General features: G+C 69.8%; 12 protein-coding genes (1 of these 12 running past the window's edge). 8 read left to right on the top strand and 4 right to left on the bottom strand.

Annotated features, from left to right (window positions below; translation table 11 throughout):
• Window positions 1-15 precede the first annotated feature (15 nt).
• Window positions 16-732 carry a hypothetical protein gene (locus ACW14Y_RS41750; protein WP_456988745.1) on the bottom strand — a complete coding sequence of 239 codons (717 nt, stop codon included), beginning with the start codon at window positions 730-732 and terminating at the stop codon, window positions 16-18.
• On the bottom strand, window positions 729-1,877 hold the full coding sequence (locus ACW14Y_RS41745; protein ID WP_456988743.1) for a hypothetical protein: 1,149 nt from the start codon (window positions 1,875-1,877) through the stop codon (window positions 729-731). The genes ACW14Y_RS41750 and ACW14Y_RS41745 overlap by 4 nt, the downstream gene beginning before the upstream one ends.
• A 341-nt stretch (window positions 1,878-2,218) precedes the next feature.
• Here ACW14Y_RS41745 and ACW14Y_RS41740 point away from each other — a divergent pair, with 341 nt between their 5' ends.
• From ACW14Y_RS41740 to ACW14Y_RS41705, 8 genes are all read left to right on the top strand, one after another.
• Complete coding sequence (locus ACW14Y_RS41740; protein WP_380301147.1) at window positions 2,219-2,557, top strand: hypothetical protein; 339 nt, start codon at window positions 2,219-2,221, stop codon at window positions 2,555-2,557.
• Between the two features lie 101 nt (window positions 2,558-2,658).
• On the top strand, window positions 2,659-3,360 hold the full coding sequence (locus ACW14Y_RS41735) for a hypothetical protein (protein WP_456988741.1): 702 nt from the start codon (window positions 2,659-2,661) through the stop codon (window positions 3,358-3,360).
• A complete protein-coding gene (locus tag ACW14Y_RS41730; protein ID WP_456988739.1) occupies window positions 3,350-3,631 on the top strand; it encodes a hypothetical protein in 282 nt (93 codons plus the stop codon). The genes ACW14Y_RS41735 and ACW14Y_RS41730 overlap by 11 nt, the downstream gene beginning before the upstream one ends.
• Window positions 3,631-5,214, top strand: coding sequence for a hypothetical protein (locus ACW14Y_RS41725; protein WP_456988737.1), 1,584 nt, complete (start codon window positions 3,631-3,633; stop codon window positions 5,212-5,214). The genes ACW14Y_RS41730 and ACW14Y_RS41725 overlap by 1 nt, the downstream gene beginning before the upstream one ends.
• A gap of 51 nt (window positions 5,215-5,265) precedes the next feature.
• Window positions 5,266-6,753, top strand: a complete 1,488-nt coding sequence (locus tag ACW14Y_RS41720; protein WP_456988735.1) for an SCO6880 family protein — start codon at window positions 5,266-5,268, stop codon at window positions 6,751-6,753.
• A gap of 6 nt (window positions 6,754-6,759) precedes the next feature.
• The gene (locus tag ACW14Y_RS41715) at window positions 6,760-8,127 is read left to right on the top strand and encodes an ATP/GTP-binding protein (RefSeq protein WP_380301137.1); all 1,368 of its coding nucleotides are present in this window, start codon (window positions 6,760-6,762) and stop codon (window positions 8,125-8,127) included.
• 2 nt (window positions 8,128-8,129) lie between these two features.
• The gene (locus ACW14Y_RS41710; RefSeq protein ID WP_380301171.1) at window positions 8,130-9,923 is read left to right on the top strand and encodes a type IV secretory system conjugative DNA transfer family protein; all 1,794 of its coding nucleotides are present in this window, start codon (window positions 8,130-8,132) and stop codon (window positions 9,921-9,923) included.
• A complete protein-coding gene (locus ACW14Y_RS41705; protein ID WP_456988733.1) occupies window positions 9,916-10,524 on the top strand; it encodes a hypothetical protein in 609 nt (202 codons plus the stop codon). The genes ACW14Y_RS41710 and ACW14Y_RS41705 overlap by 8 nt, the downstream gene beginning before the upstream one ends.
• A 514-nt stretch (window positions 10,525-11,038) precedes the next feature.
• Here ACW14Y_RS41705 and ACW14Y_RS41700 read toward each other — a convergent pair.
• Together ACW14Y_RS41700 and ACW14Y_RS41695 are read right to left on the bottom strand one after the other, a co-directional pair.
• Entirely contained in the window at window positions 11,039-11,368 is a 330-nt protein-coding gene (locus ACW14Y_RS41700) for a hypothetical protein (RefSeq protein WP_380301133.1), read from the bottom strand.
• Between the two features lie 41 nt (window positions 11,369-11,409).
• Window positions 11,410-23,820 carry the final stretch of a DUF6349 family protein gene (locus ACW14Y_RS41695; RefSeq protein ID WP_456988731.1) on the bottom strand. 23,577 nt of this gene lie beyond the right edge of the window, so 12,411 of the gene's 35,988 nt are visible here — the last part of the coding sequence; the start codon falls outside the window, past its right edge; the stop codon is at window positions 11,410-11,412.

The following is a 23,820-nucleotide window of genomic DNA, read 5'->3' as shown; positions in this document are numbered from 1 at the left end:
CCACGGTAGCGCGAATCACGCCGGCGCGAGGAGGCTTATGCGGCGGCGAACCGCCAGAACGGTGGCGTTGGTCTCGGGGCTTGGGGCGATGGCGGTGAGCATCGCAAGCAGCGACTTCCCGCTGACAAGGGCCTCGTTGTCGGGGACGTCCTTCCATGACGCGGCGGCCTGGCGGGCGCTGGAGCGTGCGGGTCTGCTCGTGGGTCCTGCGGCCTGTGCCCAGCCCTGGGCGATGTAGGTCCACAGGTCGGTGGCGTAACGGTAGTCGCCCGACATCCACGCGAGGTCGGCTCGTACCGCGGCGGTCGTGAGAGTGGCCGGGTCGCGGTCACCGTGAGTGACTGTCAGTTCTGCGAGCAGGCGGTCCGCCTGTGCGGCGGCCCTGGTGAATTCGTGGGCACGGCCGGCCTCGTGCACCGCGTGCAGCTCCTGGTCGTGCTCGGAGGAGCGGCTGCCGTTCTCAGTTTGGGCCGGGGTGGCGACCAGTGGGGTGAGCGGCTCGCCCGGGGCCAGCGGTCGGGTGCTTCCGTCCGGGTTGATCTGCAGTCTGAGGCGCTGCTCGGTTCGGGCGTCGTGGATGGCGGCTGCGATCGGTCCGCCGGAGCCCGCTGAGTCGAGGGCGAGCTGTTGCAGGACGACGTGTGCCGGGTCGACGCCGGGAGGCACGTCAATGGGGTCGCCGTCGATGACTGCGGCGCCGTCGGCGCCGATGCGCACCTGGGTGTCGGTCACATCGTTCCTCCGGGGACGGGAAGGGTGCTGGTTCCGCCGGCTGACGGGAAGGCGGGGGCGGCCCAGCCGCGGTAACGCATGTGCCAGATGCCGTTGGTGACATCCGACCGGGGCCTGATGCCGATGGTGCCGTAGCCGTTGATGTCGGTGCTGGCGATCATGTCTGCCCCGAGGTAGAGGACGACGTGGCCGTAGATGCTGCTTGAGTCGTAGAACAGCAGTGCACCCGGGGGAGGCGAGTTGTCTCCGGGGCGGGCGTCCCCGTTTGCAACCAGGCGTTGCCAGTGCACGGTCGCCGACTCGGATCCGGACGATCCCCAACCGTAGGCCTGCGCGACGAAGTTGTCACAGTGGTTGTGGAAGTCCGAGCGTCCGCTTGCTGCGGCCGCTCGCGCGGCCGCGATGGCCTGGGCGGTGGTTCGCGGGTTCTGGGCGGTGAAGTCCGGGGACGGGTCCGTTCTCGGGCCCGCACCGGGGGCGGGGTCGCAGCCGGCGAAGACGGAGGTGACGGCGGCGGTCCCCCAGGTCGTACTGACGAGGCCGCCGGCGCTCTGCTCCCACTTGGCGTAGGCGTCAGGGATTCCCGAGCGCTGCACGGACTGGGCAACCTGGGTCAGTGGCAGGGTCTGCCAGTCCTTGCTCCGGACGAGGCTGTCGTAGAACTCGTTCGAGGCGTACACCGGGTCTGTGATCTGCGCGGCGGTGCCCCAGCCCTGGCTCGGTCGTTGCTGGAAGAGCCCGAGGCTGTCCCGGTCACCGTGGTCGAGGTTCTCCAGTGTCGACTCCTGCATCGCGGTGGCGACGGCGATGACTGCGGCCCGGGGGCTGAGACCACGGGTGCGCGCGACATTCGTGATCGTGGATGCGTTGCGGACCTGCTGTTCGCTCCAATGGGGGTTCTGCTGGGGGCCCTGGGGGCTGATCGGCACGACGACCGCTGCGCCGTCCTGGGCGGCGGGCGGCTCCCAGCCTGCAGCGGGTGCCGCCGCCCCTGCTCCCTGAGCACCGTTGCCGACGGGGGCGAGGGCGGTGGTGCAGGTGGCGGTGTTGGCGTTGGCTGCTCCGCCACCCCCCAGGATGAGCATCGACAGAACGGTCACGGCGACGATGAGCACGGCAACGAGAATCGGGGCGCTCTTCTTCACCGCTCCACTCTGGCCTGCAAATCCGTGCCAGTCGTAGGCGCTTCTGAGCAGGTTCCCGGGGGCCGGGATTTCCCCCGCACAGTTCCCGCCCTGCGGATTCTGGCGGGCATCTCACGGAGTCTCACTGCCGTCCTGGTTGCCCGGGTGCGTGTAATGGCGGGGCCAGGTGGAGGCTGCGAGCTCCAGGGCCTCAGCCTGGGGCTGGCAGATGGCTAGGTGAATTCTGATCCCGTCGGACCATGGGCGAGTGCTCTCCCTTCCTGGCAGTCGTTCGAGCTTCCGAAGCATGGGACCTAAATGGGATTTCCCGGCACGCGGGAAATAGGGAACAGGGTGGGCACATGGCACTGAAGTACTTCATCCTCGCGGCTGACCCGTCACCGAAGCCGTCGGGTGGAACAGTAGATGGACTGGTCACCGGGCTCGCGCCGGACTGGGGTCCGTTCGCATCCGTCGGCGGGACCGCACGCACCGTCATCCAGGCCATCATGGCGGCGGTTATCCTGATATTGCTGGGCAGGGCTCTGATCGGCGTGATCCACCTGAAGGTCGGGAATTCTCAGCACGACACGGTCCAGGTCAAGCAGGGCCAGAAGGAGCTCGCGGGAAGCCTCGTCGCCGCATTCATCGTGGCGTCCATCGGAACGCTTTTCACTATTGTCTACGGGATGGGCATCTGATGCCCCGGAGGAAGAATTGGACCGGCACACGAGTCCTTCGGGACGATGAGCCGAACAGGAAGCCGTCGAGTCAGCACCGTGGTCCTTTTCTGGTTATCGGCATGGTTCTTCTGGCTCTGATCATCGGTGGAATTTTGATCAGCCGAGGCCCAGATCCAGGCATCGCACCGGACAGTCCGGCGCCTTCTGCGAAGGCGAGCAATGTGGCAGGCGGTTCGAGCCTGACCGGCGCTGCCGCGCCCGGCCAGACGGCCACCTCGAGGCTGGTCGAAGGTGTTCCGGTCGGCTACAGCAAGTCGCGGGAGGGGGCGATCGCCGCTGCGGTCAACTACGAGGTCGCCCGGTCGAGCGCGCGCTACCTCACCGACTCCAATACGCGTGAGCGCATCCTCAAGACGATCATGGCGTCCGATGCCGCAGCTGGCCAGATCAAGGACGACAACGCCGCAGGGGCGCGATTCTACTCAGCACTGGGCCTCACGGCCGACACGGCGGACAAGCTGATCGCGCGGGCATCTCCACTCGGCTCCAAGGTCGTGAGCTACTCCCCCGAGGTTGCGACGGTCAGCGTGTGGATGAGCGGCATCGTCGGCCTGCCGTCACCCAGCGCCCCTGTCCCGGTCTCGGCGTCCTGGACGACCTACACGTTCGTCCTCGTTTGGCGCGACGGCGACTGGAGGACCTCGTCGATCTCGGTCACCCCTGGCCCGACCCCGCTGCAGGCGACGGGCCAACAACCCACCTCCACGGACGTCTTCACCTCGATGGACAAGGAATTCGATGCGCCTCCTTATGTCGGCTGACACCCCGCTGCGCCGGATCATTCTCGCAGTGGTCTGTTGCTGGATCGCGACAATGGCGGTCATCATCCCCCCTCCCTCCCGCGCCAACGGAATCTCCGACGCCCTGTGCGCGGTCCCGTACGCCGACCTGGTGTGCAGCGCCGTCGAGACAGTTAAGGGTGCGAACGAGTTTGTCGATTTCACCAAGGATCCCCTCGGCTACATGGCGCGGTCGATCTCTAATTCCGTCGTCAGTTCCTTGACTTCCCTGACCGAGGAACTCGCACGCTGATGGGAATCACCCAGATCGACTGGAGCAACGCCGGCTTCATCCGGACCTACACCATGGCCTTCGGCGCCTCGGTCGTCCTGACCGTCGTGCTGTGGCTCGTGGCCGTAGCAAAGCGAGCCATCCAGGGCGTCAATCCTGTTCAGGCACTGGGCGAGTCCATCGGCTACCTCCTGCTGTCCGTCATGACGTCCGCCTTCGCTCCCCTGGCCATCGCCTACATCACCCAAGCCTTCGACGGCATCGCGGACGCCATGCTGGCGCCCGCCACTCAGGATCTGCCGAAAATCGGCGCGGTACTCGGAAGCATGCTGGCCCTCCTCATGGTCATACCCGGTGGGCAACCGATTGTCCTGGCCATCGGCTTCTTCCTGCTGATGGCGATTCTCGGTGTCTGGCTCGAGCTCATCGCCCGCAACGCATTGATCTACACAGGCCTCGTCTTCGGCCCCACGGTCTTCGCCGGCCTGGTCGACAAGGACCTCTGGCGTCACACGAAGCACTGGTTCGGAATCATCGCCGGGGTCATCGCTTCAAAATACGTCACCTTCACGACTCTGGCCCTTGCCTCCGCTTTATTGGCTGGGAAGAGCAGCGAGAACGCCAGCGTGGCCCAGGCATTCGGGACCTCTCTGACCGCAGCCGCACTGCTGTTCCTGGCCCTGTACCTCCCGTTCCAGGTCGCCAAGTTCATTCCGATCCTTGGCGACCAGGTCCAGGACGTCTTCAGCTCGCGCAAACAGATGGAGGGAGGCCTCTCCAACATGACCCAGTCCGCCAAGTCCAGCTTCGGCGACATCAAATCGAAGCTCGGCGGCGGCTCCGACGAAGACAACGAGGAGATTGGGGACGGCGACGAGATCGACGCTGCTGCTGGCGCAGGCGGCGAAACGGCCCCGGGTATCGGCCTCGCGAAGGCGGCCCAGGAACGCGGCGAGCAGGAGGTCGACGCCACCGCGAAGCGCGGGGCGGCCGGCGCAACCGCCGCCACGGACCAGGGCAACGGCAGCAGCCCTACGGGCACGCCCGACCAGGGCGACCCCAACCAGACGCAGCACCACGGCACCACCACCGCAGCCAACCCTGCGGACGGGCCGGACCCGGCCGGCGCACCCGACCACAGCACGCCCGACCAGGGCGACCCCAACCAGACGCAGCACCACGGCACCACCACCGCAGCCAACCCTGCGGACGGGCCGGACCCGGCCGGCGCACCCGACCACAGCACGCCCGACCAGGGCGACCCCAACCAGACGCAGCACCACGGCACCACCACCGCAGCCAACCCTGCGGACGGGCCGGACCCGGCCGGAATGCCTCATGCCCCGCATCCGCACCAGGGTGCAACTGAAGGTACCGCCGCCAATGATGCAAGCTCGGGCGGCGGGGTGGCGGCGTCCGTGGAGGGCTCGGCGGCATCGGGTGCGTCCTCATTCGGTTCCGACAGGCATGGCGAGGATGCGACTCCGGTGGCGTCAACGGATTCCGGCCCGTCCGGTTCGGCTGCGGCATCGACCAGCGCTGCGCCCACCGAGTCCTTCTCGGACGGCAGTCCGGTGGAGGAGCCCCCTGACGAGGGCGAATGACACGACGGCGGACAACACCCAGCACTCACCCACCGGCCCTCAGGAGTGACAATGCCTCGCACTTTCCTCTTTCCCCGCCCCCGGCCCCGCGGCCTGCTGGGCCGCCGTCTCGAGATGGACGAGCAGTTGGTACTCGCCTCCGGAGTTCTTGGCGGGCTGCTGGTCCTGTGGGTGGCACCCGGTATCCCGTTCAAGCTGCTCGGGTTCGTGGCTACGGCGGGGGTATGCGGATGGGCAACGCTGGCGCCCTGGCAGAACCGAACCTTCCTGAAGTGGTTCGAGATCCGCCGTGCACACCGCCGCCTGCTACGCGACGGGCAGCTGCTCTACCAGTCGATCGCTCCGAAGGTCGGGCGTCGCGGAGACGGGACACCGGAGAGGGTGGCGCCGCCGCCGGGGATCCCGGACGTGGAGTGGATCAGTGCGCGAACCGCGTACGGGGACCTGGCCATCCTGCTTCAGACCGACGAGGCGATGTTCACCGCAGCAATCGAGGTCGAGGGGCAGAAGAACTTCGGTGGCCTGGACGCGGAGGACAAAGAGGCGCTGGTCGGTGCATGGGAGTTCTTGTTGAAATCGACCGCTGACTCGGGCGGGCGGGTGCGCCGGCTGCAGTGGGTCAGCCGGGTGGTGCCGACCGATCCGAACGCTCACGCCCGGGACGCGGAGGCCCGGCGGGATGCGACCGCCCCGCAGTGGCTGCACGACTCCTACGACCAGTTGCTGCGCACGGTGGCGATCTCGGCGGAGGACCGGCGTCTGCTGATCGTGGTGGGCATCCCCTACGACACGGAGCTGGTCGCGGAGGCCCGCCGGTACCGAACCCTGCACGAAGGGTTCGGGATCGTGCTCGGCAAGGAGCTCGAGGAGTTCATCCGCCGGCTCGGCCTCGCCCAGCTGCGATGGGTGCGCAATCTGGACGAGCCTGCGCTCGCCAGCTGGCTGCACCACAGCTACGACCCGAGCCACTGGATCAACGACACCCGAGGCATGGACCGGGCGAGCGCCTGGCCGGCGGAGGTCGACGCCCGCGACCCGGCAGTAATGCTGTCCCGCAGCTGGGAGGGGTCCGAGCCCTGGCACAGCGTCACCGCATGGTGGAAGCAGCTGCCGGTCCTCCCGGTCGGGGTGAACTTCCTGGCGCCGCTTCTGCTGTACGTCCAGGACATCATCTTCACGGTTGCCGTGACGATGGACCTGGTCACCAGCGACGAGGCGCTGCGAGAGGCAATGGCGGACGTCACCAACGAGATCGGGCAGGCGGACAACAGGGCCGGGAAGGTCAACGACCCGCGCGAGGCCAAGGACCGGCGGACCGCCACCGCGACGATGCACGACATCGCCAACGGCGCTGCGGGGATCCGGCTCGCCGGGTGGGTGACCGTTACGGCACCGACCGCGGAGAGGCTGCGCCAGCACCGGGACCTGCTGCGGGCGCAGGCCACTCGCGCCAACCTCAGCCTGGAGTGGTGCGACCACGAACACTTCCGGGCCCACGCGAACACGCTGCCGCTGGCCGGTGGCCTGCTGAAGGGCTGAGCCGAGATGTTGGAGATGCTCCGGCGCCAGCGGCAGACCCGCCGCCGGGCCCTGCGAACGACCACCGCGCAGGCCTGCGGCCTGTACCCGGCGGTCGGCGCACCGACAGGCGACCCGCGCGGCGTGATCATCGGGCGGGAGATGTACTCCGGAAAGGCGTTCATCTACGACCCGTTCGTCCTGTACGACCCGTCCGCGCGCGAGCGGCTGCCCAGCGGCCACATCCTCATCCTCGGCAAGAGCGGCTTCGGCAAGAGCGCCCTGGAGAAGTGCTACGTCCTGCGCCAACTGCGGTTCCAGGACCGGGCCTTCGCCGTTCTCGACGCGCAGGGCGAGGACGGGGTCGGCGAGTGGGACTCGATCGCCCGCACGCTCGGCATCAAGCCGATCCGCCTCATCTACGGCGGCGCCGGCGAGGATGGTGCGGTGCGGATCAACCCGCTCGACCCCCGCATCCCGTCCGAGCACCAGTTCAAGATCCTCTGCTCCATGATCGAGATCATCGACGGGGAGATGACCGCCGAGACGCGCTTCGCACTCTCCGTCGCCCACCAGGTCGCCGTCACCGGGGCCGGGGCCGCAGGCCGTGTGCCGGTGCTCTCGGACGTACTGAACGCTCTCACCGCCCCGGAGCCCGCCGACCTCGGAAAGAAGGCCGTAACCGCTGCGGAGCTCGGACGCTGGGGGCGCCCGGCGTCCCTCGCGATGGACGAGCTGTGCTCCCCCTCCCGCGACCTGGCCGGCCTGTTCGACGGTCCGACGACCAACGGCATCGACCTCGACGCGCGCCTGATCGTTTTCGACCTCGCCCGGCTGCCTCGCGAGGGCATGGCGATGCCGCTGCTGATGTCGGTGATCGGACCATGGCTTCGATTCGGCTGGATCCGCCCGCACGACCGCGTCAAGCGGACACTGATCGTCGAGGAGGCCTGGCACATCCTCAGCCACCGGCCCGTGGCGCGACTGTTCGAGGAGTTCGTCCGCTACGGCCGCCGCCTGGGCCTGTCCTTCATGGCGGTGATCCACCACCTGAGCGACGTGGACGTAGACGAGTCCCCGGAGGCGATGGCCATCCTCAAGCTCACCGCCACCCGGGTGCTCTACCACCTCGACAAGGCGGACGCCGAGGCGACCGCCGACTACCTTCAGCTACCGGCCTGGGCACGCGAGGCCATCGCCGACGGCGCCAACGTGTGCGCGCCCGGACGCGCCGTCTGGCAGGTCGGCGGCCGAATATCACTGGTGCAGCACATTCGTTCGAATACAGAGGTTCGGCTGACGAATACCAACAACCGCATGAGCGAGCGGGCCGCCAACCGCACCACAGGCTCCGAGGCGCCGCTCATCGCTCTCCACAAGGGGAGTTCCGCGTGAGCATGAACAAGGTCGCCTCGCCGATCGCCGCCACCCGGCTGCGCCTTGGCCGGGACGCCTGGTGGATCGGCCTCATCTTTGCACTCGTCGCCCTATCGGCCCTCATCTGGCTGGCCGCCTTCCTGTCAGGCCTCCCGGCCCACCACCGGCCGGCCGGCATCAACTGGACCCAGGCAGGTGCAGCATCTGCGGGGGTGTTCATCCACTTCGCCGACCCGGCCTCGGCCTTCCCGGCCGGGTCGGGTGTGGGTGGGCCAGTCTCCTTCTGGGGCCTGTTCGCCGGCGAGAGCACTGGTGCCTTCTACCTCGCCAAGGCTCTGTGGCTGCGCTGGCAGCGCCGCCTGGCCGACGGCGCCGGCGGCCTCGCGACGCGCAAACAGCTCGAGAACGCCATGGGCGAGGCCAAGGCACTGTCCCGCGTACCGTCGCTGCGCCCGAGCCTGGCCAAGGCGGCTGCCGGCTCCGTCGACGTGCGGGAAGTCGCCGTATTCTGCGGCACCGCCGACCCGGCGCAGCTGCCCCTGTGGCTGACGATCGAGGAGAGCCTGCTGATCGTGGCCCCGCCGCGCGAGGGGAAGACTCAGCAGCTGATCCTTCCGGCGATCCTGGACTTCGCCGGCACGGTGCTCGCGACGTCCAGCAAGACCGACGTCCTGTTCGCCACGGCGAAGCTGCGCGAGCGCCACGGCAAGGTGATGGCCCTGGATGCCACTGGGCTGTCCGGCTGGCCGTACCAGCTCCAGTGGCCTCTGACCGACGGCTGCGAGGACTTCCAGACCGCCCGGCGACGCGCGGAGACACTCTGCTCCTCCACTAAGAGCGACGAGGGCACCAAGAACGGCGGGTATTTCGTCATGAACGCGAAGATGCTCATCACCTGCTGGCTGCACGCAGCCGCCCTCGACGGTCGCAACGCCCTGGACATCCTGAAGTGGGCGACCTCGCCGGCCGAACGCGAGGCGGTCGACATCCTCGCCCGTCGCGGCAAGGTCGAACTGTCCCGGGCGCTGGCCGCGCAGCACGCGGCCGCACCGGAGGAGCGCAGCGCATCCTGGCGTACCGCGGAGCAGAGCTTCATCGCGCTGTATGACGAGCGGGTCGCCGGGATCTTCGCGCCGCAGGTGAGCAACTTCGACATCGAGGCGTGGCTGCGGGGTGGTGGCACGTTGTTCCTGATCGGGGACGAGGAGGAGGGCAGTGCGCTGGCGCCGATCCTGGCGACGTTCGTGCAGGCGATCCTCGACACGGCAAAGAAGGTCGCGGCCCGGATGCCCAACGGTCGGCTGGATCCGCCACTGGGGTGCTTCCTGGACGAGCTCGCGAACGTGGCGCCACTCCCCCAGATCCCGAGTTTCATGTCCGTCAGCGGATCCCAGAACATCTTCGTCGCGGCCGTTCTCCAGAACTTGGCGCAGGCCGAGGAGCGGTGGGGCCAGACCGGCGTGCGCAAGCTGTTCGGCGCCGCCACGGCGAAGATCATCCTGGGTGGTGTGAGCGACGAGCAGGAGCTCAAGGCCTACTCGGCTCTGGTCGGCGAGTTCGACGAGGACACGGAGTCCGTTTCGGACGACGGCGATCGGGTCTCCTCCTCGCTGTCGGTGCGGCGCCGGGCCGCGTTGGAGCCCAGTGACATCCGGATGCTCGAGGAGCGGATGGGGCTACTGGTTCACCGGCGTACCCCGGCGACCCGGGTACGGTTCGTTCGGGCCTACGAGGGTCCGCGGGGTACCGAGATAGCGGCAGCCGCCAAGGAGGCACTCGCCATGGTCAACCCGGAGGGGGTCCCCGGTGCCTGACGCCTTCGACCCGCTGTTCGACGAGCTCGCCTCGATCAATGCCGAACTGGCCTCCGTCGCGGTCCGACTGGCCGCGTTGGAGGAGCGCCAGGCCGCCGTGGGCGCCGGAACCGGTGAAAGCGGTGATGGCGGCGGGCCGTCCGACCGGGCCGCCGGGGCACCGGTGCTGTGGTGGTCGATGGGCGAGGTGCAGAAGGCTGCGCTGTGGCCGGAGTTCGTGGCCTGGGTGGTCTGGCTCTCGGACGCCTACGAGCTGACGACCGAGCAGCTTCCTCGGCAGTGCTGGTGGCAGCACGCGTCCGTTGTGGAGGAGCTCACCGCCCTGTGGACGTCGCATTCCTCGGCGTACGCCTCGCAGGAGGACGTCGGTGCCTCTCCCTACCTGTGGCAGGACGCCTTGGCGCGGGCCATCGAGCGGGTCAACCGCAACTGGCTGGGCGGATGCGTCAACGGTTTCCACGAGCCGAAGTCGCGCATCCCCTTCGGCACCGATGCGGCCTACCGCAAGGTGCTGCTGGAGGCGGGGCCGCCGGGCGATCTGGAGCCGAAGGAACCCGTCGAGCCGGCTGAGTCGGCGGAGCCGCCGTCAGCCATCGGCTGACTTGGCGTCCGATCATCGGGCCGCTGTTGGTCACCGAGGCTGGCTGCTTTCACGGCCTCTCTCAGATGGCCATTCAGTGGCGAGGCCGGTCCACAGCAGTCCAGCCGGTTCTCCGGATGTCCGTCTTCAGGACCGACCGGATGCTGTCATCACCTGGGTGGATCGGTTTCTGCAACAGGTTCCGAGGCTCGGGCACAGCGGCGCGCGCACTTACGGGTATTTGGCGACGTCGCCGCGCGGACGGTGCTCGAGCAGCCGTGCTTCGGTCGAGCGCCGCTCGCTGGGCGGATCCGTACGGCTCATGGGCTCTCCCCGTCGCTCGCTGACAACGGGCGGGTGAGCACCGACTGACCGTACTGCCGCGTACCGTTCGGCTCCGAAGCTCCGTGATCCGCTCTGCGGCTCTGTTTTGAGGTCGTCGCGTCTCGGAGCTGTCCGACGATGGCCTGATGCGTGCGCCATCACCGCGTGCGGTGCCGCCGCGGTTCTCCGGTCGTAGAGGTGGCAAGCAAGCTCACAGCGTGCCGTGCCGCGCCTCCTCACGGCGGTCACCGAGCGGCGTGCACCGATGGTGCCACGTCTGGATCTGCTGGTGTTCGGCGAGCGGTGCGGAGGAGGGCCGCGGAACCGGCGCCGGGCCGCCGGCTGTGGTGCGACGCTCGAGCTCGGCCGTGCTCTCACGCAACTGTGCGGCTACGACCTCAACCTCCTCCTGTTGCCGCTGCCGCTCGGCCGGGCCGCTGGTACCTTCCGGACGGGCGCCCGTCCGTAGCAGGTCCGCCCGGCGCTGCAGCAGGTCGGCCACCAGCCTGGCACGCTTCTCGCTGAGGTCGCGATTGCCCATTTGTCCCGCCATGGATCTGCTCTGCTCTCTCCCTTGGGCTTTCACGCCGGGCCGCGGCGCCCAGCCGCAGGCGACTGCGGCCGCTGCGGTTGCTGCTGCTGTACGGGCCGCGCACCATGCTTGCCCTGACGCCTGGCGGCTGAGCCGGCTTGGGCGCGCCCGGGCGTGACGCCTGCTGGAGCTGTGCCTTGCAGGGCGGCTTCGGCAAGTTGCCTCATGACCTCGGGGTCGTGGTGCACGGCCGAGGTGTTGGCTGCTGCCTGCAGCGAGGCTAGGACTTCGGGTGCTGCTGCACGGTTCTGGGTGTTGCGGGTGGGTTTGGCTGGCTTGGAGTCCAGCGAGTCGAGAAGGCTCTTCGCGCTCCTGCCCTCAGGGGTGTTCGGTCCCACGCGGCGCAGTTGCTCCTGGGCAAGGGTTCGCAGAGTGGATCGGACCTCGGCGTGTGTCAGGTCGGCGAGCGGTTTCGGGCTGGCAGGCTGCTGCTGGGTAAGCGGCTGGGGCGGGGTGTCCGTGGCGCCGGTGAGCCGCTGGTCGAAGTTCGCTATCTGCTCCGGCCTGACTAGGGTGGGTCGCAGGGATGCGTTGTGCTGGTCGGCGGCGGGGATGGGGCCGACGACGCCGAGGCTGTCGAGGGTCCGCAGGGCGCGTTCGGCGTCACGGTAGCTGATGTCGAGCCGGTCCCGGAGCAGGAGCGGGGACGCGGGTGCGCCCTCGGCGATGATGCGGGCGGCGGCCCGGATGCTCTCCAGGGGAAGAGCGTCCCCATCGGGAAGGGCCTGGGGCCGGCCGGTGATCTCCAGGCGCAGGCCGTGTGCGACGTCCCGGAACAGTTGGGCCTGCTGAGGGTCGGTTCGTCCGAGCTGGCCGGCCCGGGCGTCCAGGTGGCGTGCAAGGTCGGTGCGAGCCGTGATGGGGTCGGGGGTGGGGCGGGCTCCCGCGACCAGCTCCGAGGGTTCCCGGAGGGCGGCGTGGTCCGGCAGTGGCAGTCGGCTCTGCCGGGCGGCGTCAGATGTGCCGCTGACTCGCGCGTGGTCCAGGGCCAGCGTGTCATCACGGTGGACGTTGACGATCCAGCGTTCCTGAAGCGCGAGCCGCTGGTGGGGCGCGAGGTTCGGCTGATGGAGGTCGTGGAGGATCGCGCGCCGCTCGGTGCCAAGCGTCTGGGAGGTGCGGGAGCGGCTCAGGAAGGAGGTGTCGTCGTAGTAGCCATCGGGCCGGAATTGGTCGGTCGGCAGCGTCCCGCGCAGGTGCTCGCGGTGTTCTTCGAGGCGGTGGCGCGCGCCGCGGGCGAGTTCGTCGATGCGGGTGGGCTGCTTGTTGCCGCCGGTCCTTCGGTCGGTGAAGTCGGCGAGGAGGTCGCTGATCGTCTCGACGGCGCGGAGCCAGAGGGTCTTGAACAGTCCGACGGAGCGCAGGTCGGTTGCGAACCTGTCGCCGCTGGCCGTGGCGGCCTGGAGGGCGTCCAGCATGCGGTTCCAGAGGGACATGATCCCGTCCCACACCCGGTTTCCGGCACCGCCGAGCCGTCGATCCAGATCCGTCAGCCAGGTGCCGATTCCTTCGCCGGCGCTCCGCAGCCGGCTGAGCCCGTGGTCGCCCGTCGCCTGGGGAGCGGCCTGGGCCTGAGACGGCGCGTCGGAGACCTTCTGGCTTCGTGAGGCGTACATCTCCTGTGCGAAGGTCTGCAAGTCACCTTCGATCGCGATCTGGGCCTGAGCGTCGTGGGGTGAGGGGCTGCGTCCCAGGACCCGGGCGCGCAGTCCGTCGGCGGCGCGGTAGAGGTTGCGCAGAGCGGTCCAGGCTGCGGAGCCGCTGTGGCCGCGGGCCGTGAGGTCGTTGGCGAGACTGAAGGCGGCGGCGGAGACGCCTTGGGCGCCGAGGGCGGTGACAGCCCGGGCCAGCCGTTCGAGCCGGGCGTCCCCCGGCGCGCGCTGAAGGTGCTCGCTGATCGTCGACCAGGCGTCCAGGGCTGCGGCCTGGACGTGCTGGATCTGTACCCACTGAGGCATGTTCAGGTACCAGGCGGCGGCACGTTCGACGACACCGATGGCCTCGGCCAAGGTGGCGGGGCTCTCCGGGGAAGCGGTTGTCTGGGTGGCCAGGGCGTCCTCCGGGGAGAACACCGGATCGACGTGGTTGCGCAGCGCGGCAACCTCCCGTCGCAGGTTCTCGACCCTCCCTGCGGCACTCTGGGCGCCGCCTGCCGCATGGGTGATCGCGGTGGCTGCGGCGTCGGTGAGCTGGTCCATTGGAGTTTTCGGCGTTGCCTGGCTGTCAGGCGAGCCCGGACCGGTAGTGGTGCTCGTCGTCGGTTTCGCTGGTGAGGGGTCGTTCGCCGCGCTCGGTTTCTGGGCCGGCCCAGCGGCCCCCGCGCGCGTCGGTACCGGGATGACGTCGCGCCCGCGTCCTGCAGGGTCCAGCGGTGTGACGACGCCGGTCTGCTCGAGCAGGTCGAGGAGCTTCTCGGCGTGCGGGTATGCGACCCCCAGCGCAGCCGCGAGCGACAATGGGAAGGCCGGGACCGAGCCGCTCCGCAATGCCTGCGTCGCCCGCTCCACAACCTCCTGCGGCGGGTCGGGGACGGAGGGCGCTCCCGGGCGGCCGGAGGAACGGCCGTTCACCTCCAGGCGGAGTTGGCGCGCTGCGGCACGAAACGCCTCCCCGATTGCGGGATGGATGTCTGCCCGTGCTGCTCGGTCTTCGAGGTGCCGTACGAGGTTCATGCGCTCGCCGACGGGATCCGAGTCGGCGAGGAATCCGGCTACGAGAGGGGCCGGTTCGGGTGCCTCGAATTCGCGGTCGAGGTGTTGACGGCGCCCGGACGGTCCGGGAAGCACCCCGTCGACAGGTTCGCCGTGGCGGGTGCGGTTCTGGTGGTCCTCGCGATAGGCGTTCAGTATCCAACGTTCCTGCAGGTCACGCTTCTCGGGGTGGGTGAGACCCCTCCGTGACAGTGAGCGGGTGAGGTCGTCGAGCGCCTCGTGGGCGACGAGTACCGTGCTTGGAGAGGGCGGAGTCGTATCGGATGTCGGGCGTGCGGGCGGAGCGTCAGGCTGTGCGGGATGGCCGGCCAAAGATGCCTTGCTCAGGTCCTCGTGGGGGTCGCGGCGTGTTCGGCCGCCCGGCGGCGAGAGGTGAGGATCGGTGGTCGCGGTGTCCGCCTGGTCACTCGAATGCCGGTCTTCACCACCGGGGCCCGCTGGGGTCGGTGTAGCGGCGGCCGACGTCGCGTCTGCTCCCCCGGGGTGTGGCCGGTCGTCGCTGGCGTCAGGACCGAGGTCCTGGGACTGCGTACCGGTAGGAGGCGCGGCTGCCGGGGTGGGGTCTGCCGTTGGTGGCGCGAAGTTCCGTGCCGTGTTGGCTGGTGAAGGGTCGTTCGCCGCGCTCGGTTTCTGGGCCGGCCCAGCGGCCCCCGCGCGCGTCGGTACCGGGATGACGTCGCGCCCGCGTCCTGCAGGGTCCAGCGGTGTGACGACGCCGGTCTGCTCGAGCAGGTCGAGGAGCTTCTCGGCGTGCGGGTATGCGACCCCCAGCGCAGCCGCGAGCGACAATGGGAAGGCCGGGACCGAGCCGCTCCGCAATGCCTGCGTCGCCCGCTCCACAACCTCCTGCGGCGGGTCGGGGACGGAGGGCGCTCCCGGGCGGCCGGAGGAACGGCCGTTCACCTCCAGGCGGAGTTGGCGCGCTGCGGCGCGAAACGCCGTCGCGACCCGGGGGTCGAGGTTGTCCTCCGACGCCCGGGTTTCGAGGTGCCCGACGAGCTCGATCCGCTCGATCAGTGGATTGGCCTCAGCAGGGAATCCGGCCACCCGGGGGCCGGGTTCCGGCGCGTCGAAGTCCACGTCGATGTTCGGGCGACGCTCGTCGGTTCCGGGGTAGACGCCTGCGACGGGCGCGCCGTGCAGGAGCTGGCTCGTGTGATCCTCGCCGTAGGCGTTGATGACCCAGATCTCCTGCAGTTCTCGCTTCTGCTGGGGACTGAGGTCTGGCCCTGACAGCGCCTGTGTAGCGCTGGCGAGAGCAGTGCTGTATGTGAGCTCGGGGGAGCTGCCCGCCGGCTCACCGCTCTGTGCCGGGCCTGGGGGTGCGAAATCAGGCCGGATGGACTGTCCAGTCGGAGCGGCCACAGTCGGTTCCTCCTGGGGGTGTCGTTGTCCGTTGTCGCGCGGCTGGGGGAGCTGGGGGCGGGTGGGCCTGTGCGTCGTGGTGTCCGCTTGGTCGCCGACGATCGGATCCTGGTCAGCGGGGCCGGCCGTGGGTTCCGTGTCTCCCGCCGGTGTCGGGCGGGAGGGTTCGGGAGTTCGGTCGTCGTGACTGTTCGGGTTCGCGATGGCCGGGGCGGCGGGGTTGCCTGCTGGATAGGTGGTGCGGGCCGACGAGGGTTGAGGTGCTGCGGTCTTTGGGGTGCTCGCCTGGGCGGTCGGGACGGCCGGTCGGGGTTCTGGCACGGCTGCGGGTCCGTCGTCCTCGCGTGTGCTGGCCTGAATGGTCGGTTGTTCGGCCCGGTCGGCTTCTTGCAGAGTTCGCACGGTGTTTGTCGAAGGGTTGCGGTCGGTGAGGGGGGTGGGTTCGGTGCTTTGCATGGCGGCACGCAGTTCGCGCAGGCAGCTTTCGATCATGGTGGGGTCGGCGAGATGGGAGAGCTGCCGCTCGATCTCCCGGGCCATGGCCACCCGGTCCAGGCCCATCGCGCTCAGGCGCGGGACCTGGCGTGAGACTTGCTGGGGGTCCCCTGACCGAAGGATCAGTTCGGCTACCGTCTCCGGGGCTTTCCATTCACGGGCCGGGTCGCCGGTCAAGGGGGCGAGTTCGGCATCCAGGACGGCGTCGAGAAGGGGCTCTACGTGGGTGAGCATGAGGGTTCGGAGCGTGTCCGCTCCCTCGGTCGCGAAGATGTGGCCGGGGTCGCGCTTGGTGTCGGGGTCGGTGCCTGCGGGCAGGCGGATAGCGAATGTGCGGCCCTGCCATCCGCGAAGTAGTTCCCAGGCGGCCCGCAGTGCGAGGTCGCCGGCTCTGTCGGGATCGAAGACCAGGACGATGTCGCGACGGGGGTCGATGGCCGCGAGCATCGATACGTGCTGTGGGGTGAGTGCTGTCCCGCAGGGCGCGACAGGGATCGGGGCAGGGCGGTCGTCTCGGTGCAGGGCCTCGCCCACGGCTACGAGGTCGAAGGCGCCTTCCGCGATGACGAAGGGACCGGGCTGGGGTGCTGCGACGGCTTGCCGGTGGTGACCGAGGCCGAGAAGGGCTTCGGACTTGGTGTAGAGCTCGGTGTTGCGGGTGTTGAGCCACTTCGGGGCGCGGTCGGATTCTCGTAGGGCGCGGCCGGTGAAGGCGATAACGCGGCCGTCCGGGTCGAGGATGGGGAAGGTCACCCTGTTGCGCAGGGCGTCGTACAGGCCGCGGTCGCCTTCGGAGCTGACGCCGGCGGCCAGGAGCTCGGTATCGCTGTAGCCCTGGGCTCGCAGGGAGTCGGTCAGGTAGGTACCGGGGCTGGCGGAAGCGAAGCCGATGCCCCAATGCGCGGCGACAGGGCTGGCTGCGGGTACGCCCCGTCCGGCGAGGTAGCGGCGAGCTGGCTCCGATCGTGCACCTGTGTTGAGGCTGCTGACAAGGAGGGCCTGCGCGGTGGCCAGGAGTTGGTGGAGGCGCCCGTCGACGGCGGCTTCGGACGGGTCCGGTGGTGCCGGCCGAGCGGAGAGCGTGCTGGCCCGGGGACGCGGATAGACGCCAAGAGGAGTGGTGAGGGCTTCGAGAAGGTCGTTCGGGTCGGCTGCGCGTAGTTCGGTCGCGGTCCAGGAGGGTGCGTCGAGTCCGGGTTCGTGGCCGAGTGAGGCTGTTGCCCTCGCTCCTTCGGACGTGAGTACGACGGCGATGTGCAGGACCTGTTCGCCGATGACCGGGCCGGGTGCGGGGTCCCGTGCCAGGCGTGCCATGCCCGGGTCCAGTTCCAGGATTTCCTGGTACTCCTCGAGCCTGGCGAGCAGGTGGGCCCGAAGGAGGGAGGCCGGGTCCTCGGTCGTCGGGGACGGTTCGGTAGTGGCTGGGCGGGTCGTGACCTCGTCGGAGTCGGAAGCGGGTTCTTCGGCTGCGGCCGGAGCGGGCGACTGTACGACGGGCTCCGGACCGGTCGGGGTGGGCCGTGCGCTCCCCTCTGCAGGCTGCGCTGTGGTGGCACGCGCGATGGAGGTGTTACGGGCCACGGTGTGGCTGGCCGGGGTCCCGTCGATGGTGAGGCCGAGCCGGACCGCGCCAAGGGCGTCCGTGGCGGCGGTGGCGACCTGGGCTACTTGGCGTATCGGGTGGCCGGGGACGGTGAGGGCGATCCAGTCGCCGTCCTTCAGCTCGTCGGCCCAGGTGTGTCCGCCCTGAGGGGCTGCCCGGTCGGGATCGTGCTCGTAGGTGGCCCATTCGCGAACGAAACGGGAATTGGGGCGCTGGTGCTCCCGGTCGAGGCCTGCGCGGGTGGCCAGCAGGAGGAGTTGCAGGGTGGACGAGTGCGCACCAGTACCAGCGAGATGGCGGGCGAGGGCGTCCTCGAAGTGCGGGTCCGCGAAGTCGAGTGGCGGGGTGGCTCCGGCCAGCGGTGGCGTGTGCAGGAGGATCGCCGCCCGGCCTGCGAACTCGATCGCATCGGTCTTGCTGGTGAAGCGTCGCAGGGCCGGGGGAAGCGGGGTGAGTGCGCCGCCGGCCGGCATCAGGTTCCACCCGTTGTCCGCGTGGAAGGCCACGAACAGGCCGTCCACCACGGGGGCGAGCGTCTTGGCCTGGCAGGCGGTGTCCAGGGCGTCGCGTCCTTGGTCGTCCGCGTGTTCGGCTGCGGCGGTCAGCCGTGCACGTGCGGCCTCCGCATCCGTGGGCCGGGTGATGCCCAGGGTGGGCGGGAAGGTGAGGACTCCTTGGCCAGCCTTGTCCCGGGTGATCGAGACATGGACCGGATCCGTCGTGATCACCTCGTAGCGTCCGCTGCCGTGGCTCGGCGGCCGGTAGGCCGGCTCAGCGCCGTGTACGCGGACAGGCCCTGTGGTGTCGACCCAGCCGTCGGGAAGTACGGCTTGGGAGGCTCGCGCCCAGGCCTCGGCGTCCCGGATGCGGCGTGGCAGGCTGACGGCGTCCATCCAGAACGGCGAGGCGAAGACAGGGGTCGTGCGCCAGCCCGGGTGCGTGTGGTCGAGCGCGTCCGCGACGGCACTCGACTGGTCACTGCGCGTGGGGCCTCGGTGCGAGCAGCAGAGGCAGGTGCCGCGGTGCTCGTGCCCGCGGGCCTCGACGCTCGGCCAGTGACTGTCCGGGGCCGCGGAGTCCGGGACAGCGGTGGGGTGCCCCTGGACGATCTGCCAGGGCGCCTGCTCGCTCTCGGAAGGGGCGGACGGCGCCGGGGGTGTGGTCGGCCTGGGCGGTGGAGCGGGTGCGCCGGGCCCGGGCGCAGGAAGAGTGCCTTCGGGGCGATCGGTCGTCGCAGCGACGGCCGGGACGGGGTCGGTGATCCGGTCGGCTCGCGCGGTTGGGGGAGCCTCGCGCCCGGTGTCGGGTGCTTCTCCGGACGTACGCGTGTCGGTCGTGACGAGGCTTGCTTCTGCGGGTGGTTGGAGTGCCGGCTCGGTCGGTGTGGCAGTCCTGGTATGCGTCTGCGGGACGGGGTTCTGCGGGGATGGGGGGACCGGGTCGCGGTGGGCCCGCAGGCGGGCCGCCGTGCGGGCGAAGGTGCCGTCCTCGTCCAGGCCGGGGGTCGCTGCGAGCGTGTGGGCGATCGCCTCGGCCATGTCACGGGCTTCGCGGTCGCGGAAGTCCCTGATGAGTTCGTCCGCCTCGGGTGCGTCCCAGGAGAACGGGCTGCCGTCCGCGTTGGTGATGGACTCCAGTGCGCCGGCGACCATCTGGGCGTGTGTTCGGGTGTTGATCCTGCCGAGGTTGTGGATCTTGGTCAGGAACCACGGCAGCCGAATCTCCCAGCCTGCGTCGTTGCTGCGGTTCGGGCGCCCGCTGATCGGCCTCGCGCCGGCTCGCATGATGACCAGGCGCCCGCCCCCGGAGAGGGAGAAGTTCGCGTCGGCGGACTGACGGATGCGTTCCTCGTGGCGCATCCGGGCGGCGCGCTGGTCGTGCGCGTGGGGAATCGGTTGTTGGCGGTAGTGCTCCCTCAGCTGGTCGGCGTCGTCGAAGAACGGCTGGTCGCCGGCGTCGGCGCGGGCGCTTGTGGTGCTGAGCGCGCGGATCGGTGCCGGCACGGCGGCCCCCAGCGTGCGTAGGGAGGTGGCGATCTGGTCGAGTGCCTGTGCCGCCCGGCGAGGGTCGGTGGTCCGCTCGGGGGTGCCGAGTGCGAGGGCCGCGATCGTGCGGCCCCATTCCCCGGAGGCCGCCCTCCTGAGGACGGTGGTGGGGTCGGCTTCGTCACCGGAGGTGTTGGGGTCGTCGGACGCCTGGTCGGCTGGCAGTGCGACGATGGAGGAGGGATCGACGGTGCGCAGCCGCCCGGTGGCGAGGTCGATGGCCTGCCAGGGACCCGGGCCGGATTCACGGAGACGCGCGATGGTGTAGCTGCCGTCGCTGTTCTGGACGCGCACGTCCTGGTCCTCGCCGAGCGACCCCGGAGCTGCGGAGAACGCCCAGCCTTCGGGGACCTCCACATCGAATCCGGTTGCCCACACCCCCGCGCCGGCGGCCAGCGTGGCGAGCTCGGCTTCGGACGTCGCTTCCAGGCGCCGGACGAAGTGTTCGGCAAGGGTGTGCAGGTTGCGGGCGGCCCTCCGAACTTCGGTGTTCGGATGCCCTGCGTCCTGTCGTGCTGGGATCCGAACTGTGCGGTCCGTGTCGTGCATCGCCTGCTGTGCGGTGTGGCGCTTCGCGTCGTCAGGGTGGCCGGCCAGGGTGCGGGCGGCCGCGATCATGGCCGGTGGTGGGATCAGGTGGGACGCGGTCAGAGCCGTCGGGGGGACCGATCCGAAGGCGGATCCGGCAGCCTTGAGGATACTCTTCGACGCCTCTTCTGCGGTGATCTCGGCCCTTCCGATGAACGCCTCGAGAAGAACGAGCGCCTGCCTCAGGCGGTCGTGGGTCCGGAACAGAGTGACCGCGTCTGTGAGGGGGCCGTTCTCCTCCAGGCTCGGTTCTGTCGGGGGCGCCGGTGCAGCGGTCGGTTCCGCTACGAGTGTGACGGTGGCAGCGGTGGTGACCGAGCCGTCGCGCCGCATGGCATAGACGGAGGCGAGGTTGTGGAATCCGCCGTCGGTGGTGCGCAGAGTGTGGGACTTGACCTCAGCGACGGTGAGCCAGTCGTTGTCGTCGGTCAGGACCTCGTCGCCCGTCCGGAGCCGAGCGGCCCAGAGCGCCGACCGGCGGCCGAATGGCAGGGCCAGGAGCAGCGCTCGCAGCCGACGGCGCTCGGAGGGCGGTAGGTCGGCGGCGGCATTGGGCTCGCCCGTCGTCTGGGGCTCTGCCTTGACTACGGTCTTGATCGCGGGCTCGGTCGGAAGGGCAGGCGCAGGGACGGGAAGCCCCGGTGCCTTGGGCATGACGGCGGCGATGTCGGCGGCCGTGAATTCGATTCTTCGAGCGTGACGGGTGTACCCGGTGTAGCGGTCGCCCACCGGGTCTTCGGTGACGGAGTCGATTGTCACCGTGCTGTAACTGGCGGTGGCGGGCCGGGCCATGCGCGGGGAGTACCGGCCGACCGTGGCCGGCGTGTCGGGCCGGGCGAACGGGCCGTCCAGGTCGATGACCCGCGCCTGGTCCCCGACTGCCAGTTGCGGAGGAATCTGGTCGTGCTTGATCGCGGTCCATCCGGCGGGAGCTGCCTGGCGGGCTGTGGCCCGCTCGTGCGCGTCGGCAGCCAGTTCGAGGCGGGAGCGGCGAAGTTCGGTACGCGGCTCGCCCGCGAACTCGGAGTGCTTAGCCACGGTGCCGCTGACAAATACCTGGTCGCCCGTTGCTACGGGGCTGCCCTCGGGATTCCACAGGACCACGGACTTGCCGGAGGAGATGCGCAGCCGGACGAGGAGGACCGGGCCCTTGGCGCCCTTGACCATGTCGGCCGCAACGACCTCGGCGAGGAGGGGGCCGATTGCCTGGCCGGGCCGGCCGATGTGGTGGGAGCCTTCGGCGTTCACCGGCTTCCCGTCCGGGGGTGAAATGGAGGTCGTGGAGGGTTCGCCGCTGGTGGGATCCGTCGGTGGGGTCGGATCTGTTGTCTCGGCGGCTGGTGTGTCCGCTTCGATGTCTTCGGCAGGCGCCTGGGCCTGAGGGGTGGCCTGGTGCGGGGTCGCCCACGGGTCGGGCTCGCCCGGGCGTGGCAGGGTGACGCGGCGGGTCTCCGCCTCGTGGGCCTGGAGGGGAAGCCACGCGGCGAGGCGCTCGAGGACCTGCTTGCGGCGACGGTTCTCCTTGGTGCTGTCGCCGGTCTCGGCGGCGGCGCTGCGGGCGGCCTCGGCGTAGGCTCGCATCTGGGCAGAGCTGAAGACGTACCGGAGCCACACTCCGGGCCTGAATGTGACCGGTTCGGGAACGTCCTCGCCGTCCTCGGGGAGCCGCAGCATGTCGAGCTCGCGTACCCGGGCAGCCGTGAGGGTGAGCTCCTCCTGGGCTTCGCCGGGAAGGATCGGATGCTTTTCGCTCTTCAGGCCGTCGATGTGGTTATAGGCGGCGGCCTTGGCGGCCCGGAACTGCGGGATGCCTGCGGTGTCGGGCATGGCGTCGTGCCACTGCATGTGGTGGGGGTTGCCGCCTCGTGCGTCCTGTCCCCACCAGTAGCGGCGCCCCGTCGGGCCGGTGCGTGCCCGGATCCAGCCGATCACGTTGCCGTCGGTGTCTGTGACGAGTCCGTGGCCGGCGGCTTCGTCGAGGTGTGAGAGTCGTGCGCCTTCCTTGTTGAGGGTGATGCCTTCGGTGGTGGCGGCCTGCGCCAAGGCGGCGGGCCAGGCCTCGCGGGAGAGCTGGGGTGTAGGGGCCTCGCCCAGACGCCACAGCTCGCCCACCGGCCGCCCGGTGAGTCCGCTGTCCGTTTGGACGTGGGCCCGGCCCTCGTCGTCGACTCCGAAGAACCGGCCGACCAAGCCCTGGTGGCCGTGGACTTCCTCCCCGAACTCGAAGGGGCTCGGTTCGGTGCTGTTCTGGGCTGTGCCGGAGATGCCGGCACCGCCCGCGTCACCGGGCGGGTCCTGGTCGGCCTCGTCGATCGCCGCGTCCTGTTCGGGAGCGGAGCGGAAGCGCTCACGTTCCTGCTTCTCGTCGGCCTCCGCCTGCGCGATCAGGCCGGCCCGATCGGCCAGCCGTTCGGCCGTCATGGCATCCGCGGCCTGGTCCTGCCGGGCCGTGGTCTCACCGCGCTCGCGGGATGCCCGCTTGGCGGCCCGGGCGGCGTGCTTGTCACCTTCGGCGAGGGCGGCCTCGTACAACGCGGCCTTGACGTCGGGAACGGGTTGTCCCCCGTCGACGGCCGGGCCGACGAGAGTCCACACAAGATTGTTGAGCCGGTCCTGCCAGTCGACCCAGGTACCGGATCCCGCGATCCTGTGAGCGACGCTGGGCGTCTCGCGGTTGTAGAAGTCGTCGCCGGTGAGGCGGTGCGCAAGGTGTTGGTGGCAGATGACCACGGTGCCCAGCGGCGATCCGCTGTCGTCGAGGACTTCGACCAGGAACCTCCGGTCCTTGGCCTTGGACGCGCAGGACCCGAGGTGCTTGGGTCCGCCCTCCGCGCAGGGCTCGTCCATCTCGCGGTGGGTGCTGATGACCCGGAGGCGGTCGTCGGGCACGGCGAGCAGGCCCTGGTAGGTCAGCTGATGGGCCGCGAGTTCGAGGCGGATCCCGTCGCTGTATCGCCGGTTGGGGTTCTCGCCCAGCCTGCCGCGCTGGATGGTTTCCCAGCCCCACGGGTAGTCGGCGGCGATGGCCTGGTGCCCGAAGCGCGCCACGCGCATGACACCTGGCTCCATCTCCTCGGTCTCCAGCGTGGGCGAGAACGGCACCTGCGTGTTCAGGTGCCCCCAGCGTTCCCATCGGCCGGCCGCCAGCGCCTGCGACTGGCTGTCGCGCCGGATCCAGGCCAACGCCACATCCTGGGTGGGGTTGTGGCCGATCCACCGGTAGCCGCCGTTCGACATCGATGGCGACCAGGGCATCCAGGTGACCCGCCAAGTGTCGGGCTCGTATCTCTCCTTCGTCAGGCGGTACTTGTAGCCCTCCCTGCTGGTGAACACCCAGTCCTCGGCGGCGTGGGGGTGATACAGGAGGTCATCCGGGTTCTGCGGACGCTCGTACGGCAGGACGGACTCGCCTGGCTCCAGTGCGACCTGGACGGTTCCTGCATCGTCGTCGGTGGGTGTGTCGGGCTGTGCGGACAAGTCCGTCCGGCCTGGTTCCTCCTGCGGGTCGGCGGCCGTTCCCTCGCTCCGGGTGTCGGTGGGGATCTGCGCAATGGCGTCGAAGATCGCCTGCCAGCCGGTGGAGGTGACCACGGC

This window comes from Kitasatospora sp. cg17-2 (assembly GCF_054031055.1).
This window is presented reverse-complemented; position numbering and strand designations above follow the sequence as displayed.

What these genes read in the sequence shown, in the direction of transcription:
- ACW14Y_RS41740 (WP_380301147.1), top strand. Translation starts at nt 2,219, where the DNA reads ATGGCACTGAAGTACTTCATCCTCGCGGCTGACCCGTCACCGAAGCCG.
- ACW14Y_RS41735 (WP_456988741.1), top strand. Translation starts at nt 2,659, where the DNA reads ATGGTTCTTCTGGCTCTGATCATCGGTGGAATTTTGATCAGCCGAGGC.
- ACW14Y_RS41730 (WP_456988739.1), top strand. Translation starts at nt 3,350, where the DNA reads ATGTCGGCTGACACCCCGCTGCGCCGGATCATTCTCGCAGTGGTCTGT.
- ACW14Y_RS41725 (WP_456988737.1), top strand. Translation starts at nt 3,631, where the DNA reads ATGGGAATCACCCAGATCGACTGGAGCAACGCCGGCTTCATCCGGACC.
- ACW14Y_RS41720 (WP_456988735.1), top strand. Translation starts at nt 5,266, where the DNA reads ATGCCTCGCACTTTCCTCTTTCCCCGCCCCCGGCCCCGCGGCCTGCTG.
- ACW14Y_RS41715 (WP_380301137.1), top strand. Translation starts at nt 6,760, where the DNA reads ATGTTGGAGATGCTCCGGCGCCAGCGGCAGACCCGCCGCCGGGCCCTG.
- ACW14Y_RS41710 (WP_380301171.1), top strand. Translation starts at nt 8,130, where the DNA reads ATGAACAAGGTCGCCTCGCCGATCGCCGCCACCCGGCTGCGCCTTGGC.
- ACW14Y_RS41700 (WP_380301133.1), bottom strand. Translation starts at nt 11,368, where the DNA reads ATGGGCAATCGCGACCTCAGCGAGAAGCGTGCCAGGCTGGTGGCCGAC.